General features: G+C 38.8%; 16 protein-coding genes. 13 read left to right on the top strand and 3 right to left on the bottom strand.

The features are described from left to right. Positions 1 to 12: 12 nt before the first annotated feature. The gene (locus M3P19_RS07590) at positions 13 to 894 is read right to left on the bottom strand and encodes a hypothetical protein (RefSeq protein WP_249657054.1); all 882 of its coding nucleotides are present in this window, start codon (positions 892 to 894) and stop codon (positions 13 to 15) included. A gap of 23 nt (positions 895 to 917) precedes the next feature. Next, on the bottom strand, positions 918 to 1640 hold the full coding sequence (locus M3P19_RS07595; RefSeq protein ID WP_249657056.1) for a DUF547 domain-containing protein: 723 nt from the start codon (positions 1638 to 1640) through the stop codon (positions 918 to 920). A 233-nt stretch (positions 1641 to 1873) separates the two neighbouring features. Between M3P19_RS07595 and M3P19_RS07600 the strand changes: the two genes are divergently transcribed. From M3P19_RS07600 to M3P19_RS07620, 5 genes are read left to right on the top strand one after another with little or no spacing between them, the layout of a single operon-like run. Next, entirely contained in the window at positions 1874 to 3223 is a 1350-nt protein-coding gene (locus M3P19_RS07600; RefSeq protein ID WP_249657057.1) for an NAD(P)/FAD-dependent oxidoreductase, read from the top strand. Between the two features lie 38 nt (positions 3224 to 3261). After that, the gene (locus M3P19_RS07605; protein ID WP_249657058.1) at positions 3262 to 4866 is read left to right on the top strand and encodes a 4Fe-4S binding protein; all 1605 of its coding nucleotides are present in this window, start codon (positions 3262 to 3264) and stop codon (positions 4864 to 4866) included. Positions 4867 to 4921: 55 nt separating this feature from the next. After that, complete coding sequence (locus tag M3P19_RS07610; protein WP_249657059.1) at positions 4922 to 5341, top strand: toxin-antitoxin system YwqK family antitoxin; 420 nt, start codon at positions 4922 to 4924, stop codon at positions 5339 to 5341. Further along, on the top strand, positions 5338 to 6027 hold the full coding sequence (locus M3P19_RS07615) for a glycosyltransferase family 2 protein (protein WP_249657060.1): 690 nt from the start codon (positions 5338 to 5340) through the stop codon (positions 6025 to 6027). Before M3P19_RS07610 ends, M3P19_RS07615 begins: the two co-directional genes overlap by 4 nt. A 4-nt stretch (positions 6028 to 6031) precedes the next feature. Continuing rightward, a complete protein-coding gene (locus M3P19_RS07620) occupies positions 6032 to 7516 on the top strand; it encodes a cellulose synthase family protein (RefSeq protein ID WP_249657061.1) in 1485 nt (494 codons plus the stop codon). Here the strand turns inward: M3P19_RS07620 and M3P19_RS07625 are convergent. Beyond that, a complete protein-coding gene (locus tag M3P19_RS07625) occupies positions 7513 to 8631 on the bottom strand; it encodes an alpha/beta hydrolase-fold protein (protein WP_249657062.1) in 1119 nt (372 codons plus the stop codon). The two genes, M3P19_RS07620 and M3P19_RS07625, sit on opposite strands and share 4 nt — an antisense overlap. A gap of 125 nt (positions 8632 to 8756) precedes the next feature. Between M3P19_RS07625 and M3P19_RS07630 the strand changes: the two genes are divergently transcribed. The 8 genes from M3P19_RS07630 (at position 8757) to M3P19_RS07665 (ending at position 16901) form a co-directional block, all read left to right on the top strand. Beyond that, entirely contained in the window at positions 8757 to 9623 is an 867-nt protein-coding gene (locus tag M3P19_RS07630; RefSeq protein ID WP_249657063.1) for a winged helix-turn-helix domain-containing protein, read from the top strand. A 15-nt stretch (positions 9624 to 9638) separates the two neighbouring features. Then, entirely contained in the window at positions 9639 to 11039 is a 1401-nt protein-coding gene (locus M3P19_RS07635) for an MptA/MptB family glycosyltransferase (RefSeq protein ID WP_313791617.1), read from the top strand. 207 nt (positions 11040 to 11246) lie between these two features. After that, positions 11247 to 11861, top strand: a complete 615-nt coding sequence (locus M3P19_RS07640; RefSeq protein WP_249657064.1) for a GNAT family N-acetyltransferase — start codon at positions 11247 to 11249, stop codon at positions 11859 to 11861. Continuing rightward, positions 11858 to 13048 carry an argininosuccinate synthase gene (locus M3P19_RS07645; protein ID WP_249657066.1) on the top strand — a complete coding sequence of 397 codons (1191 nt, stop codon included), beginning with the start codon at positions 11858 to 11860 and terminating at the stop codon, positions 13046 to 13048. The genes M3P19_RS07640 and M3P19_RS07645 overlap by 4 nt, the downstream gene beginning before the upstream one ends. Further along, complete coding sequence (gene argC, locus M3P19_RS07650; protein WP_249657067.1) at positions 13041 to 14015, top strand: N-acetyl-gamma-glutamyl-phosphate reductase; 975 nt, start codon at positions 13041 to 13043, stop codon at positions 14013 to 14015. The genes M3P19_RS07645 and argC overlap by 8 nt, the downstream gene beginning before the upstream one ends. Before the next feature lie 10 nt (positions 14016 to 14025). After that, the gene (proC, locus tag M3P19_RS07655; RefSeq protein ID WP_249657068.1) at positions 14026 to 14820 is read left to right on the top strand and encodes a pyrroline-5-carboxylate reductase; all 795 of its coding nucleotides are present in this window, start codon (positions 14026 to 14028) and stop codon (positions 14818 to 14820) included. An 18-nt stretch (positions 14821 to 14838) separates the two neighbouring features. After that, positions 14839 to 15966, top strand: a complete 1128-nt coding sequence (locus M3P19_RS07660; RefSeq protein ID WP_249657070.1) for an aspartate aminotransferase family protein — start codon at positions 14839 to 14841, stop codon at positions 15964 to 15966. Beyond that, entirely contained in the window at positions 15963 to 16901 is a 939-nt protein-coding gene (locus M3P19_RS07665; protein ID WP_249657071.1) for a Rossmann-fold NAD(P)-binding domain-containing protein, read from the top strand. The genes M3P19_RS07660 and M3P19_RS07665 overlap by 4 nt, the downstream gene beginning before the upstream one ends. The last annotated feature ends 1 nt before the right edge of the window (position 16902 follow it).

The following is a 16902-nucleotide window of genomic DNA, read 5'->3' on the forward strand; positions in this document are numbered from 1 at the left end:
TAGATCATAGGTTTAAAAAATTGCTCGCAAACCAATGTTAAATGTTTCACCAAGACCCGTGTTGTTTCCTCGTACAAAGTTGGTATACAAGCCTTCAATATTCAATTCGTCCGTCAATTGGTATTTTAAACCGCCACCCAAGGCCGTGAAGTTTTGGGTAAAATCGTTACCCAAATCTAGCCGTTGAGAATGTTGCGCCAAGGCCAATACTGTAAATTTAGAACTTGGGAAATAGCTTAAAAACATCCCCGGGGTCAAATTCAAACTATTATTGGCAAAGCTCTCATCTTTATCACCAAAACTTAATTCAGAATTAAGTTCGGTAAAAAGTTGCCATTTGCCTCCAGCAAAAGTGTGGTCATAAAAGAACCGGTTTTGCCAGATATAGCCGTTTTGGTCCAAAAACACCCCTTCTTCAGTTTCATTATCCACTAGTGGAATAAAAAAGGAACTTTGAATGGAAAAATTGCTTACCGAAGCTATCGGCACAAATTTCACAGAAGGAGCAAATGAGGTGAATCCAGATCTGGCTGTTCCTGTTTCACCATCAAATTGAAACACTTCCAAAGCGCCCCGATCTGCAATTACATTGGAACGAAACTCAAAAATGGCACCTACATTCCAACGTTTATTGTTTCCTACACCCGTATATACTTCAAGCGTTGATGTAAAAAATGTTTGTCTTGGTTCATCACCATCCGTAAATGTGCTTTCCGTTTGTGTATAGAGGTTGTTGAACCATTTTAAATCCCATTGACCTTGGCCAATCAGCTTGGACGGGGTATACTGTTGAATGTTACTTTGGGCCGGGGCATTGGAATCATCCTGACCAAAGGCAAAAATTGAACACATTATCATCCCTGCAAGAAGGATTAACTTACTTTTCTTTTTCATGATTGTAAAGTTGTTATATTGAATTAATCGGTTTCGTTGAGACTCCAGTTGTAAGGGTAATAACCCACTTTCGATTTGGCGTCTAGTTTTTCCTTACGGTAACCATTCACAAAGTCTATTAGACTTTTACCGCCTTGAACAAAATCGCCTTTGTACCACTCAAATATTTGGGACAGTAGTACTTTTTTACCTTTCAATTGGATAAACCCCGGATCATTCAACGATAATTCTGTCTGTGTCTGAAGCTGTTTTTCCAAAGTGTTGGGAAAATAGGCATTGGCAATAATGGGAGGACAACCCAATCCCGCACATACTAGAACAAAATGAAAACGGGCTTCTTTCGGGAAATTTGCCCTTAGCATTTTATTCTCAATATCATTTAGTGTGATTTTTTTACCACCAATTTCATAGGTTATCTTATCAAAGAAGCCAGCTTTATCCAATGGGGATTTAATGGGATAATCATCCACAATACCTTTGATTACGAAAAGATTATAACCATTTATCCAGAATGCTTGGAAGTAACTTGCATCTGTTTTAGGTATTGAAATACCTTGAGCCGTTTCCAAAAGTAAATGCAATTCGGCTGGGTTCTCCTTGATTTCCTGATAATCTATTCTACCATTTCTCACGTGCTTTGCAAAGAAAGCATCAGCTTGATTGAAGAAGCTATCCAAGTCTTGTCCAAAACTTGTTTGCATGGTTGCAAAAAGCAGGGTTAATGTAATTGTGTTTAGTATTTTCATTTCTGTGTGATAGTTGATTGAACTGCCGAATCTGTCGAACGGAATTTTTCGGCCATACAGAAAATTAAAGATTTTATGATTTTTTTAAGATTTTAATATTCAGCGAATTAGACGTTCGAAATCCAACCAAAAACCTTACCGATTGCATTAAAATTTAAATTGTTTCTAAATTAATTCAGGAGATTAAGTTCCTATATTTAAGTACGACACAATAGCAACACCAACACAGTTTCATGGAAAACATTGTTATCATTGGTAATGGTATTGCTGGTATTTCGGCGGCAAGACACATTCGAAAACTATCAGACAAAAGAATCATCGTAATTTCTGGGGAGACGGATTACTTCTTTTCCCGAACTGCACTTATGTACGTTTACATGGGGCACATGAAATTCGACCACATACAACCTTATGAAAATTGGTTTTGGGAGAAAAACCGAATCGAATTGGTTCGGGGATACGTAACCAAAGTCAACCCTGAGATCAAGCAACTCGTAATTGATGAATCTCGGGCGCTTCATTATGACAAACTCATAATAGCCACAGGCTCAAAACCAAACAAATTTGGTTGGCCTGGTCAAGATTTACATGGAGTACAAGGTCTTTATTCCAAACAAGACCTGGATCTGTTGGAGGTAAATGCTCCCAACAAGGATGTTTGCAAAAGAGCAGTAATTGTTGGTGGAGGTTTAATTGGGATTGAACTGGCGGAAATGCTAAGGAGTCGCGATATTCCCGTGACCTTCTTGGTTCGCGAGAATAGTTTTTGGAATGGTGTTCTTCCCAATGGAGAATCTCAAATGATCAACGAACATATTTTGGAACATCATATTGATCTTCGTTTGGCTACCAATTTAAAGGAAATAGTTGCGGATGAGAATGGCAAAGTAAAATCCGTTATCGTAGCAGAAACGGGAGAAGAAATTCAGTGTGATATTGTTGGTCTTACTGCAGGAGTCACTCCGAATATCGACTTTCTAAAAGGTTCTGGTATAGATTTGGGCAGAGGCGTGAAGGTAAACCGCTTTTTGGAGACCAATGTTAAAGATGTATATGCCATAGGCGATTGTGCAGAACAACATGAACCCATAGGAAACCGCAGACCTATTGAAGCGGTTTGGTACACCGGAAGAATGATGGGTGAAACGGTTGCACAGACCATTTGTGGGAATCGCCTCGAATACAAACCGGGACATTGGTTCAATTCTGCCAAATTCCTTGATATTGAGTACCAAACATATGGATGGGTATTCTCGGAAAGAGGAATGAAGGATTACGAGGCACATTTTCATTGGAGACATCCTAGCGAAAAAATCTGCATTACTATCGCTTTCAATAAGGAAACCAATGAATTTCTTGGGATAAACACTTTTGGAATACGAATGCGACATCAAGTATTTGATAAATGGTTATCCAAAAACCAGACCGTGGATCATGTCATCGAACATTTAGCAGATGCCAATTTCGACCCAGAATTCTACAAAGCCCATGAAGTGGCAATAGTATCCAAATTCAATACTGACTTTGGAAAATCGATAAAATCAAGAAAGAAAAGTCTAAAAAGAATATTTGCAATGGGCTAATGCATGTCCATCATCATTAACCCTAAATAGCTGGAACAATGAGCACATACGATAGAAGTATGGCCCTTACAGGTCAACCACCAAAAATTCTAAGCAGAAACCAAAAAATTGCCACTCTCATTGGCATGTCTGGTTTGGCCATCCTATTATTGGCCGCCTTCAATGTTAGCTTTCCCAATAAGGGAATGTGGCTAACGATTTCCTTAATGGCCATTTCTGCCGGGACAGTCTGGTTTTCTTGGGATGCGTATTCCCAAAAACTACCTGGCATTAAAAATGATGGCGTTTGGTTCAAATCTATTTCCAGTAAAGGATTTTGGGGTTGGATAGCGGGAATTGCCCTAACATCATTCTATATTATACTCTATTTCTATCCGGAATATTTGGGTCTGGTTAAAGACGGTAGCAATAAAGGGGTAATTGGTTTGTTTGACCCATTAAGCAGGTTATTAAGTGGCAATCCAGCCAGTCAATGGTTCGTTTACGGTACCCTATACACCGTGGCGATTTTTGCATTTGGGATAAAGTTTTTATGGAAATACAGACATAACCGCTACGAGCGAATTCGCACCATGAGCGTTATGTTTTTCCAAACCGCCTTTGCGTTTATCATCCCTGAGTTAATGGCACGACTTAATGGCGATAAGATATTAAATGGCGGAAGCCTGCCTTATTATGATTTAAAAAATGTTTGGCCTTTGAACTATTATAACTTTGAAGGCTATAGAATCAAAGCGTTTCTCAGTTCGGGTGACATCGGTTTTGCCTTATTGATTTTTGGAATCTTATCCGTGTTTGTCATTACACCTATTTTGACCTACAAATTCGGGAAACGTTGGTATTGTTCATGGGTATGTGGATGCGGTGGTCTAGCGGAAACTGCCGGTGATGCATTCAGACAATTGAGTGATAAATCTGTAAGCGCATGGAAAGTTGAACGTTGGGTCGTACATAGCGTTGTAGTTTTTGTCACCTTGATGACCACAGCTGTAATATATTCCTACTTGGGAACGGACACCAGCAAATATTGGTTGACCAAAAGCACGTTCCTAATAAGTGTTGCCGTGCTACTTACCGTGGTTTTTGCTTGGGTAATGATTTTCAAAAGAGAACAGTTCCAGAAGGATGCCATCTACGGAGCCATAGGATATTTCGTGATAATTATGGCACTTATCGGTTTTCATTTTTTTAGCGGTGACGGAAACGTGTTTTTGTTCAAATCTGAAACGCTTCGTAAATCCTACAGCTTTTTAATAGGTAGTATTTTCTCCGGGGTAATTGGAACAGGTTTTTACCCCATATTCGGTAATAGGGTATGGTGTAGGTTCGGTTGTCCTATGGCCGCAATGATGGGCTTTCAACAACGATTGTTCTCAAGGTTCAGAATTACCACAAATGGAGGTCAATGTATCTCTTGCGGAAACTGTTCCACCTATTGCGAAATGGGTATTGATGTGCGTGCATATGCCCAAAAAGGAGAGAATATCGTTCGCTCTAGCTGTGTTGGTTGTGGTATTTGTTCCGCAGTTTGCCCACGCGGAGTATTAAAATTGGAAAACGGCCCATTGGAAGGGAGAATTGACAGCAATCAAGTATTGCTTGGCAATGATGTTGATCTTATGACCCTAGTGAACAAAAAATAAAATGCTTCGGACTGTTTTATTCGTGTTGGTTCTGTCTTCTTTCACCCATGGAAAAATGTACCATCGTAATTATTATGAAAATGGACAATTGAAAGAAGAAGGTTGGAAAGAAAATCAACTTAAAGAAGACTATTGGAAACATTATTTCCCCAACGGCAACCTTCAAGCCAATGGTCACTATAAAATGGGATTAATGGATGGCTATTGGTATTTCATGGATGAACACGGGCATCTGGAAATGGAAGGTCATTTTAAAAATGGCCAAAAGGTGAAATGGTGGCTATTTTATGATGAAAATGGAAAAATCAACCATAAATGCCAGTTGAAAAACGGTGTGAAAAATGGCTACTGCCTTAAATACACAGATGAAGCGCTCAAATCCGCAGAAAAGTATAAAAACGGAAAAAAGATAAAGGAATGGTTTAGCTTTGGGAGCTTTAAAAAAGAAAACAAGCTTTCCGATCTAAAGTCATGACAAATATCAAAGTCATTATACCCGCAGTCAATGAAGGGGATTCCATTGCAAAGGTAGTTTCTGAACTTCCTGATTCAGTATCTGAAATCATTGTAGTGAACAATGGTTCTGTTGATGATACCGTTGAAAATGCCCAAAAAGCAGGGGCCACGGTATTGACTGAAGAGCAGCGTGGATATGGTTTCGCATGTCTTAAAGGCTTGGATTATGTTTCCAAACAATCCAAACAACCGGACATTATCGTATTTATTGACGGAGATTATTCCGATTATCCGGAGGAATTGGATAAAGTGGTTGCCCCAATTTTGGAACAAAACATTGATTTTGTTGTGGGAGCCCGAAAAAAATCCCTTCGGGAACCAGGATCTATGACACCGCAGCAAGTATTTGGCAATCAGTTGGCCACATTCTTAATGCGATTGTTTTTCGGAGCAAAATTTACGGATTTAGGACCTTTTAGGGCCATTAAATACGAAAAGCTCAAAACATTGGAGATGCAGGACAAAACGTATGGGTGGACCGTGGAAATGCAGCTTAAAGTTTTGCGAAAAAAAATGTCATATATCGAAGTACCAGTACGTTATAAAAGAAGAATTGGTATTTCAAAAGTGTCCGGTACAGTAAAAGGTACTATATTTGCGGGCATAAAAATCCTGGGTTGGATTTTTAAATACAGCTTGAAATAATAATATGGGACTAACTATCGCTTTTATCATTATCGCTATTTATAGTACTGCATTAATCTTGATTTTTTGCTACAGTTTGGCTCAATTGAATCTCCTCGTCAATTACCTAGGCTACAAAAAGCGAAACGAAGAAGCTCCCAAATTCAATTTATTAGATCCCAAGGAAATCCCTTTTGTTACTATTCAACTGCCCATCTACAACGAAGAATATGTGATGGAGCGATTGTTGGACAACATCTCAAAAATAGAATACCCAAAAAGCAAATTGGAAATCCAGGTATTGGATGATTCCACGGACGATACCGTAATAGAAACCGCAAGAAGGATTGAAGAGTTGCAGAAAAGCGGTTTGGATATCCAGCACATCCGAAGGGAAAACCGTCAAGGTTTCAAAGCTGGAGCCCTTAAAGAAGGGCTTGAGATTGCCAAAGGTGAATTCGTTGCTATTTTCGATGCTGATTTCCTTCCTGAAAGCGATTGGCTTAAAAAGACGGTTCCTTATTTCAAGGATCAAGAAATTGGTGTGGTTCAAACACGTTGGGGACATATCAACCGTGACTACTCAACATTGACCCGTATCCAGGCATTTGCATTGGATGCGCATTTTACATTGGAGCAGGTTGGAAGAAATTCCAAAGGACATTTCATAAACTTCAACGGTACTGCCGGAATTTGGAGAAAGGAATGTATCCTGGATGCTGGAAACTGGGAAGGTGATACCTTGACTGAAGATTTGGATTTAAGCTATAGAGCCCAATTAAAAAATTGGAAATTCAAATATTTGGAGGATGTTGAAACCCCAGCCGAATTGCCAGTGGTAATCAGCGCAGCAAGATCACAGCAATTCCGTTGGAATAAAGGTGGCGCTGAGAATTTCAGAAAGACGGTCTGGAGCGTTATTACAGCAAAGAACATTCCTTTTAAAACAAAGTTCCACGGTGTAATGCACCTTTTGAACAGCTCCATGTTCCTTTGTGTATTCATTGTAGCGATTTTAAGCATACCAATGCTGTACATCAAAAATTCTTACGGCCATTTAGGATGGGTTTTTGAGGTGACCAGTTTCTTTATTATTAGCACCATAATCCTGTTCATCTGCTATTGGTTTACTTATAAGAGTATACAGGGCAGCAGTTTTGACAATTTTGTGGACTATATAAAACTGTTTTTCACCTTTTTCTCCGTTGCCCTTGGTTTTTCCCTGCACAACACGGTTGCTGTTTTGGAGGGCCATTTGGGAAAACGAAGTGAATTCGTGAGAACTCCTAAATTCAACATCAATAGTTTAAAAGACAGTTGGAAAGGCAATAAATACATCACGAAGAAGCTGTCACCGAACATGATTTTGGAATTTGCCCTAATGGTGTATTTCCTATTTGGAATGTACAGTGCAATTCCATTGAATGACTACGGATTGTTTCCATTCCATTTAATGTTGTTCATGGGATTCTCTTTCGTGTTTTTCAAATCCTTGACTTCAAAGGCTTAATCAATTTCTAGAAGTTTTTGAATTTCTTTAAGTCTGGTTGAGATATGTTCCGATGGCATGACATTGTCAATAGAACCGTAATTTTCACGAGCTTTTTTGTATTCCTTCAACTCAAAATATATGTCTCCCAAAGCCATATATGGTATTGGAATATTAGGATATTCTGCTTTGAAATACTCATAGATTAGAATTGCGTCTGAATAATTTTTGGATTCACGGGCTAAATACCCACGATTCAATAGAATTCTTTGCGGTACCCGTTCATCGTATTTATATTCCTTACCTATTTCTTTATAGTATTTGATTGTATGGGAAAATTCCATTCCTGAATATTCTTTAGGGATTTTAAAGGGTTCAAAAACATGTTTTAAACCATCAAAATAAGCTTTCCAAGGAACCATTACGTGAGAGTCATTAGGGTAAACTTCAAATCGGTAATCTACGAGTTTCAAAGAATCCATTTTAACCTTTAAACGAAAAACACCTTCCTTTTCCAATCCATCTTCATTACCAATACCCAACACATATTTTGGGCTTTTGTCTTTCAATGCTTTCAAATAATCCACTGTTAACAAATCCATTATTCTAAAATCATCCCACCGTATTGTTGGGGTTACTGAAACATAAGCATCAAACAAGTTTAGCCGCTGTATCATGGAATAGGTAGCAAACAAGCCCCCCGCAGAATGTCCCAGAAGTACCCGATAGTTAGACACCTTATATTTACTTTCCAAGGCTCCAATTAATTCCTTTTCTATAAACTCCAAAAATGTAGCAGATTTGCCACTATTTGGTATTTCGTCAGTATTGGAAATTGTTAAATCTCTTCCTCTGTCAGTATTTACTATTCCGGCGACAATCATTTTTGGCAGACCATCTTGGTATAACAATTTGGACATTTCTTGAACCATATTAAAATGCCATTCACCATCAGTCAAAAGAACCAAAGGGTAATTACAATCACTCCCATCCAGTCCATACGAGGCAGGAAGACTAACCAATATCTCTCTTTCTTCTCCTAAAATTTCAGATTGAATTTTAAAACTGTTCGTTTGCGCTGTTATTTTTAGATTAATCAGAAGACAAAGAATTAATATGAGTTTCCTATTTTGCATTTGAATAAAATTTTGATGAATGTCGCAATGTTATAATTTATGATGTCTAGACCAGACAATTACTCCTGAATTAGTTCTGAAATTAAACCTCTTTCAAATTTTTATGGAAGGCGCCAAATTAAAGCATGTCGCAAACGAAACAATTATACAAGATCAAAGATTGGATTTTTGACCCGCAAGTTTCCGAACTATCTCGTGGAACTGATCAAATCATTATTCCAAACAAAGTTGCTCAAGTATTATTGGCTTTGTTGGAGGCTCCCAACGGAATGATGACTAAACAAGAACTGATGGAATCCGTATGGAAAAACACAATAGTGACGGGTAATTCTTTGGACAAATCAATTTCGGGACTTCGGAAGTTTTTAGGAGATTCAAGTGTCAATCCTCAATACATTGAAACTTTACCTCGAAAAGGATACCGTCTTATTGCTGATTATGAAAAACTAGATGGAAATCCTTTCCTAAGAAGTAGGAGATTGCGAAATCCTTTTATGGTTATAGCTGCAGTTATGACCATTTGCATAATTGCAATAAAACTTTTAAGTAATAACTCACATAAAGGTGTTCTAGCACCCAACGGAAACCTTATAGCTTCTTTTGAACGAGATCAAGGAAAAGACATGCTTAAAATTGAGAATCTTAGACTTCAATCAAATAATAAAATTGACAGTTTTCCAGAACCAGAAACTTATGTGATCGGTTGGTCTAAAGACAGTAGTAAACTAATTTACAATACCACTGAAAAGGGAAAAGACTTCTATTCACTCCGAATTTACAATTTGATTTCGAACTCACTTGAATTCATCAAATTCTCCAGGGAAGATGATTTTGATTTATCCGAAATTCTTAATGTAAACAAACCCAAAAGTAATTTAGAACATTATAAGGTAATACTTGAGAATAACACTGTACATTATATTGTGTATGCCCAAAAAGATACCATCAAGGTTCTTTTAAATCAAGGGGTAATTGAGGATTTTCAATGGTAATCCTAATCAAAAATATTGACTAAAGAGTTTTTTGAATTGATGAGTAATAATTACACTTCCTTTCTAAAATTGCATAAGACTTCAATTCTACTGGGAATTGGAAGCCTGCTCTTCTATTTTGCATTTGCATACGATTTGGTTCGGGATGATTTCCCAAAGCTCTTAACCTTATTCGTTGCGCTCTTCTTTCTCCATTACAAACTGGTTCAATTCCAATCATGGAACCTCAAGTTTTTATTGGTAATTGGTATACTTTTTCGTTTCGTCTTTATTTTTGCCGAACCAAATTTATCCCAAGATTTTTATCGTTTTATATGGGATGGTGAATTGATCTGGGCTGGATACAATCCCTATATACATATACCAAATGATCTAATGCAACAGCCCGATTTTGCCATTCCCAACCAGGCTGAGTTGTATAATGGTATGGGGTCCTTGAGTGCAAAACACTTTAGCAATTACCCTCCCATCAATCAAATTTTGTTTTCTATTGCTGTCTTTTTTGGGGGAGGAAGTATCCTGGGCTCCATCGTGGCCATGAGAACATTGATTCTTTGTACCGATATTGGAATATTGTTTTTTGGGCAAAAACTACTACAACAATTCAATCTTCCAAAACATGCGGCTTTTTGGTATTTCCTTAACCCTTTGGTGATCATTGAACTTACAGGAAACCTTCATTTTGAAGGTGTGATGCTGTTCTTTTTTATATGGTCCATGTATTTGATTTCAAAAGGAAAATGGATTTTGGCCAGTCCAATTTATGCGGCATCCATAATGGTGAAGTTGGTTCCCATTCTATTTTTACCCCTGTTCCTTCGGTATTTCGGCATTAAAAGAAGCGCGCTTTTTTACACCTTTGTTGGTTTGGTCTGCATTCTGCTATTTCTACCATTCCACGATGTAGCTTTTGTAAATAACTATGCTGAAACAATTGGGCTTTGGTTTTCCAATTTCGAGTTCAATGCTGGCATCTACAATGGTTTAAAACAAATTGCCGTAGGATTATTTGATGCAAAACCTTGGGAACTGATAAAGGTATATGGTAGCTGGGTTGTTCGCATTACAATTCTGGGCACTTTACTTATCGCATTACTACGTAAAAATGAAACCTTAGACCAGGTAATGCTTTCAATGTTGATGGTCTTGACAGGCTATTACCTTCTTTCAACTACGGTTCATCCTTGGTATCTTGTATTCCTTATTGCACTAGCCTGCTTTACAAAATATCGCTTTGCGATACTATGGTCATTGCTGGTAATCCTAAGTTATTATGCCTATTCCAAGGCGGACTATTCTGAAAATCTATGGCTACTGGCTATTGAATATCTGATGGTATTCGCCTACCTGATTTATGAAATTGTGGGTAAAGACCGAAAAAAGTTAGATTTCTTCAAAAAATATATGCCTTTTTAGGTCAATTGGATATAATTTGTACTTTTAACCCGAAATGAAAGGACAAACACACATAGTATCTATCTCTGGCATCTCTTCGCCAGTACGTCCATTCGCTCCCCGCCGTCGTCGCCCGTAAGGGTGCACACTAGTTATGGAAATAGGTGAGTCCATTTCCGCAAATTACCATCAGTTTTCAAATTTTTATTAGTACAAAATAGCCTAGCAATGGAAATTGTAATTGCTAACGAATCACATTTTAAATACGCTCAGATAATCAGCGATACCATAACGGAATCTGCCAAAGTACGTGGTACGGGGATAGCAAGACGTACTCCCGAATATATTTTGCAACGATTGGAAAACGGGAATGCGGTTATCGCGCTAGAAGGAGAAAAATTTGCAGGTTTCTGTTATATCGAAGTTTGGGGAAACAAGAATTTTGTGGCCAATTCCGGATTGATCGTACATCCAGATTTCAGAAAACAAGGTTTGGCCAAGAAAATTAAGAAAGCCATTTTCGAACTATCCAGACAAAAATTTCCAGAAGCGAAGATTTTCGGAATCACAACAGGTCTAGCAGTCATGAAAATGAATTATGAATTGGGTTATAAACCAGTCACATTTTCAGAGCTGACAGACGACCCTGATTTTTGGAAAGGTTGTCAAACCTGTAAAAACTTTGATATTCTTACACGAACCGATAAAAATATGTGCTTGTGTACCGGTATGTTGTACGATCCAATATCCAATAAGACCCAATCAAAAAAATTAAATGGAAAGGCCTTTCAAAGACTCAAAAAAATGAAAGAGAGCCTTTTCTTAAAAAAGAAAAACAAATGAAAAAGCTTGTATTGGCATATAGTGGAGGTTTGGACACCTCATATTGCGCCAAATACCTATCACAGGAAAAAGGTTTTGAAGTGCACGCAGTTAGCGTTAACACCGGAGGTTTTAGCCCAGAAGAAATCAAGGAAATCGAACAAAAAGCCCTGGCGCTTGGTGCTACCAGTTATACTTCAATAGATGCAGTTTCCAATTTTTATGACAAAGTGGTGAAATACCTCATCTACGGTAATGTTTTGCGAAATAACACCTATCCACTTTCGGTAAGTGCAGAACGTATCGTGCAGGCCATGGAAATTGTGGATCATGCCAAAAAGATAGGTGCGGAATACATTGCCCACGGAAGTACTGGAGCTGGAAATGACCAAGTTCGGTTTGACATGATATTCCAAATAGCTGCACCAGACATTAATATTATTACTCCAATCAGGGATAACAAACTATCTAGGGAAGCGGAAATAGAATACCTTCAAAAAAATGGAATTGATTACTCTTGGGAAAAAGCCAAGTATTCTATTAATAGAGGTCTTTGGGGAACTTCCGTTGGTGGTGATGAAACCCTGACCTCACATCTTTCCCTCCCAGAAAGTGCTTATCCTAGCCAATTGGAAAAAGAACTTTCCAAAGAGTTGAAATTGACATTCATTAAAGGTGAATTAACTGCAATTGACGGTGTAAGCGGAACGCCCGTGGCCAACATTGAAAAGCTGGAAAGTATTGCCTCCAAATATGCCATTGGACGTGACATCCATGTAGGTGACACCATAATTGGAATCAAGGGAAGAGTAGGATTCGAGGCGGCCGCTCCAACCATTATTATCAAGGCGCATCACTTGTTGGAGAAACACACCTTAAGCAAATGGCAGCAATATCAAAAAGAACAACTGGGGAATTTCTATGGTATGCTTCTTCATGAAGGTAATTATTTGGACGAGGTAATGCGAAATATAGAAGCTTTCCTAGCCGATACCCAAAAGAATGTTTCAGGTGACGTATTTGTGACTCTGCACCCTTACCGGTTTGAATTGAATGGGATTTCCTCTTCAAATGACCTAATGAATGCTTCATTTGGCAGCTATGGTGAAATGAATAAAGGCTGGACTGCCGACGACGCGAAAGGGTTTATCAAAATACTTTCCAATCCAGGAAAAATTGCTAACCATGTAAATCAGGAAAATGATTAAAGTTGGAATTATAGGAGGTTCGGGATATACTGGCGGAGAACTTATTCGTCTTTTGCTAAACCATCCGAAAACCGAAATTGATTTTGTTTTCAGCACCACTCGCGCAGGAAAAGCTGTAACCGCTGCGCATGCCGATTTATTAGGCCAGACAGACCTATTGTTCACAGGCACTGTGAATCCGGATGTGGATGCTGTTTTTCTTTGTCTGGGACATGGGAATTCAACAAAATTCTTAGAGGAACATTCATTTTCAGAACAGACCAAAATTATAGACCTAAGTAATGATTTCCGTTTACAAAATGATGCTGAATGGAACAATCTAAAATTTGTTTATGGTCTTCCAGAACTCAACCGTTCCAAAATCATAGAGGCAACAGCAATTGCAAATCCAGGTTGTTTTGCAACTGCAATCCAATTGGCTTTGCTTCCATTGTCTAAAAATGGTTTCCTTGAAAATGATGTGCATATTAATGCGGTAACAGGGAGTACTGGTGCGGGTGTAGGTCTTTCCGCCACCTCTCACTTCAGCTGGAGAAATAACAATGTGTCTTGGTACAAGCCCTTTACCCATCAACATTTGGGGGAGATTGGTGAAAGTCTTGCTTCTTATGGCAACGTAATAGGAAAGCTACATTTTCTTCCCAACAGGGGAAACTTCACAAGAGGAATATTGGCAACTGCCTATACCAATTTTGATGGAACACTCGAAGAAGCACAGGAACTATTTAAAGACTACTATACCGACGCTGCTTTCACTCACGTTTCGGATGAACCCCTACATCTAAAACAGGTAGTTAATACCAACCAATGTCACATCCATTTACATAAACATGAAGAACTGTTATTGGTCACTTCGGCAATTGACAATTTATTGAAGGGTGCCTCAGGCCAGGCCGTACAAAATTTAAATCTAATGTTCAATCTAAAGGAACAAACGGGATTACAACTTAAAGCAGGGGTATTTTAAAAAGAACGATATGAAAATAGCAATCATAGGAGCAGGAAATTTGGGGTTGTCCATTGCCAAAGGAGTTTTACACAGCAATGGGGCCACCACCATGTACCTCACCAAAAGAAACACTAGCGCCATCAAAGCTTTTGAAAAATATGGCAACGTGGTCGTTACATCAGACAATCAAGAAGCTGTAAAACAATCCGATATCTTGATTTTTGCCGTGCAGCCCGGACATTTCTCAAAAATCCTAAATGAGGTTAAGGGCATATTGACCGAGAATCATGTATTGATAAGTACTATTACCGGGTTCAGTATTTCCAAAATGGAGGAAATTGTTGGTTCAGACAAATACGTAATACGAAGCATGCCTAATACGGCTATTTCCGTTGGGAATTCCATGACCTGTATTTGTAGCAACGAACTAGGTAAAAAGCGAATAGATCTCGCCAAGGCTATTTTTAATCGAATGGGGCATACCTTGGAAATCCCAGAAGAACAAATGCAAGCTGCCACGGTAATTTGTGCAAGTGGTATTGCTTTTTGGATGCGATTGATTCGAGCAACCACGCAAGGTGCGATCCAACTGGGATTTGATGCCAAAGAAGCACAAGAGTTGGCCATGCACACCTGTAATGGTGCAGCCAGTCTTCTAATAGATTCCGGGAGTCATCCCGAAGAGGAAATAGATCGGGTAACAACACCCAAAGGATGCACCATTGAAGGACTTAACGAAATGGAACATCAAGGTTTAAGCTCTTCCTTGATTCGAGGGATAGTAACGAGTTTCGAAAAAATCAATGAAATAAAAAAGGGTTAATCCCAAACATTAATTCTCATGAAATTATTTGATGTATACCCTCTTTATGATGTTACACCGGTAGCTGCACAAGGGATAGAAGTCACAGACGACAACGGACAAAAATACCTTGATTTTTACGGAGGACATGCCGTAATCTCCATAGGTCATACACATCCTCACTATGTATCTAGCCTTAAGGAACAATTGGATAAAATAGGTTTCTACAGTAATTCCATCCAAAATCCGTTGCAGCGCAAAATGGCAAACAAGCTCGGTGAACTTTCCGGATGTAACGATTATAGTCTTTTCTTGTGCAATTCTGGGGCAGAAGCTAATGAAAATGCACTCAAAATGGCTTCTTTCCATACGGGTAAATCCAAAGTAATTGCCTTCAAAAATGGATTTCACGGCCGAACTTCCGCAGCGGTGGCGGCAACAGATAATCCTAGTATAAATGCACCTTTAAACCAACAACAGGAAGTTAGCTTTGTAGCGCTTAACGATTTTGAAGCGTTCCAGAACACCATTGAAGGTGATTCCTTTTGTGCGGTAATTTTAGAGCCGATACAAGGTGTCGGTGGATTGGATGAACCCACAACAGAGTTCTTTCAATTTGTAGCTGAAAAATGTAAGGAACACCAAGTTGTCCTCATTGCAGATGAAGTTCAAAGTGGTTTTGGACGAAGCGGTAAATTTTTCGCTTATCAACATCACAATATACAGCCGGATATCATCACGATTGCCAAAGGTATGGGCAATGGGTTTCCAGTTGGTGGTGTTCTTATCCATGATTCCTTCAAAGCAAGTTATGGCCTTTTAGGAACCACTTTTGGTGGCAATCACCTAGCTTGTGCTGCTGTCTTGGCTGTCCTGGATGTCATGGAGCAAGAAGCGTTGGTTCAAAATGCCGATGCACTTGGACATTATGTCAAAAGTAAAACAAGCGAACTACCAGAAATCAAAAACGTAAAAGGAAGAGGGCTAATGATCGGGCTGGAATTTGATTTTGAAGTAGCAGCACTTCGAAAAGCACTGATCCATAATCAGCATATGTTTACCGGTGGGGCCAAAAATAAGAACCTACTGCGCATATTGCCAGCCTTGAACATCACTAAAGACCATATTGACCTACTGTTTGAAGGTCTTAAAAAAGAACTATCATGAAACACTATTTATCCGTAAATGATATTGATTCTCTTCCCATGTGGGTGAGCGAAGCAATAACCCTCAAACAAAACCCAACTGCATATAAGGATTTGGGCGAGCAAAAAACCATCTGTTTGTTGTTTTTCAGTAACAGTTTACGCACACGTTTAAGTACACAAAAGGCAGCCATGAATTTGGGAATGGATGTAATGGTCATGAATTTTGGTAGCGAAGGCTGGCAATTGGAATTTGAAGATGGTGTAACCATGGACCAAGGAAAAGCGGAACATATAAAAGAAGCAGCGCAAGTAGTATCTCAATATTGTGATGTTGTCGCCATTAGAGCGTTTGCTGGTTTAAAAGACAAAGAAAAAGATGAGGCAGAAGTAGTATTAAATGGGTTTAAACAACATGCGAGTATCCCTGTGGTCAACATGGAAAGTTCTGTTGGACATCCTTTACAGGCTCTCGCAGACGCCATTACCGTAAAGGAAAACGCTATTACAGCAAAACCCAAAATAGTACTGTCCTGGGCACCCCATCCTAGAGCACTGCCACATGCAGTACCGAACTCATTTATAGAAATGATGAAGTTACAAGATGCCGAATTTGTAATCACCCATCCTGAAGGCTACGAATTGAACCCTAAGATCACGGCGGGTTGTACCATCGAATACGATCAGGCCAAAGCCATGGAAAATGTAGATTTTGTTTATGCCAAAAATTGGAGTAGCTATTCAAATTATGGTGCAATTCTAGACACGGAAAATAACTGGATGATCACTCAAGAAAAATTAGGTAGTGCCAAGTTTATGCATTGTTTGCCAGTTCGAAGAAATGTTGTTGTGGAAGATGCGGTATTGGATGGCTCTCAATCCTTGGTTTTAGAACAAGCCAACAATCGAACTTTTGCTGCGCAAATCGTATTACAAAAAATCTTGGAAAGCCTCTAAT

It is taken from the genome of Flagellimonas spongiicola (genome assembly GCF_023502425.1).
GTDB lineage: Bacteria > Bacteroidota > Bacteroidia > Flavobacteriales > Flavobacteriaceae > Flagellimonas > Flagellimonas spongiicola.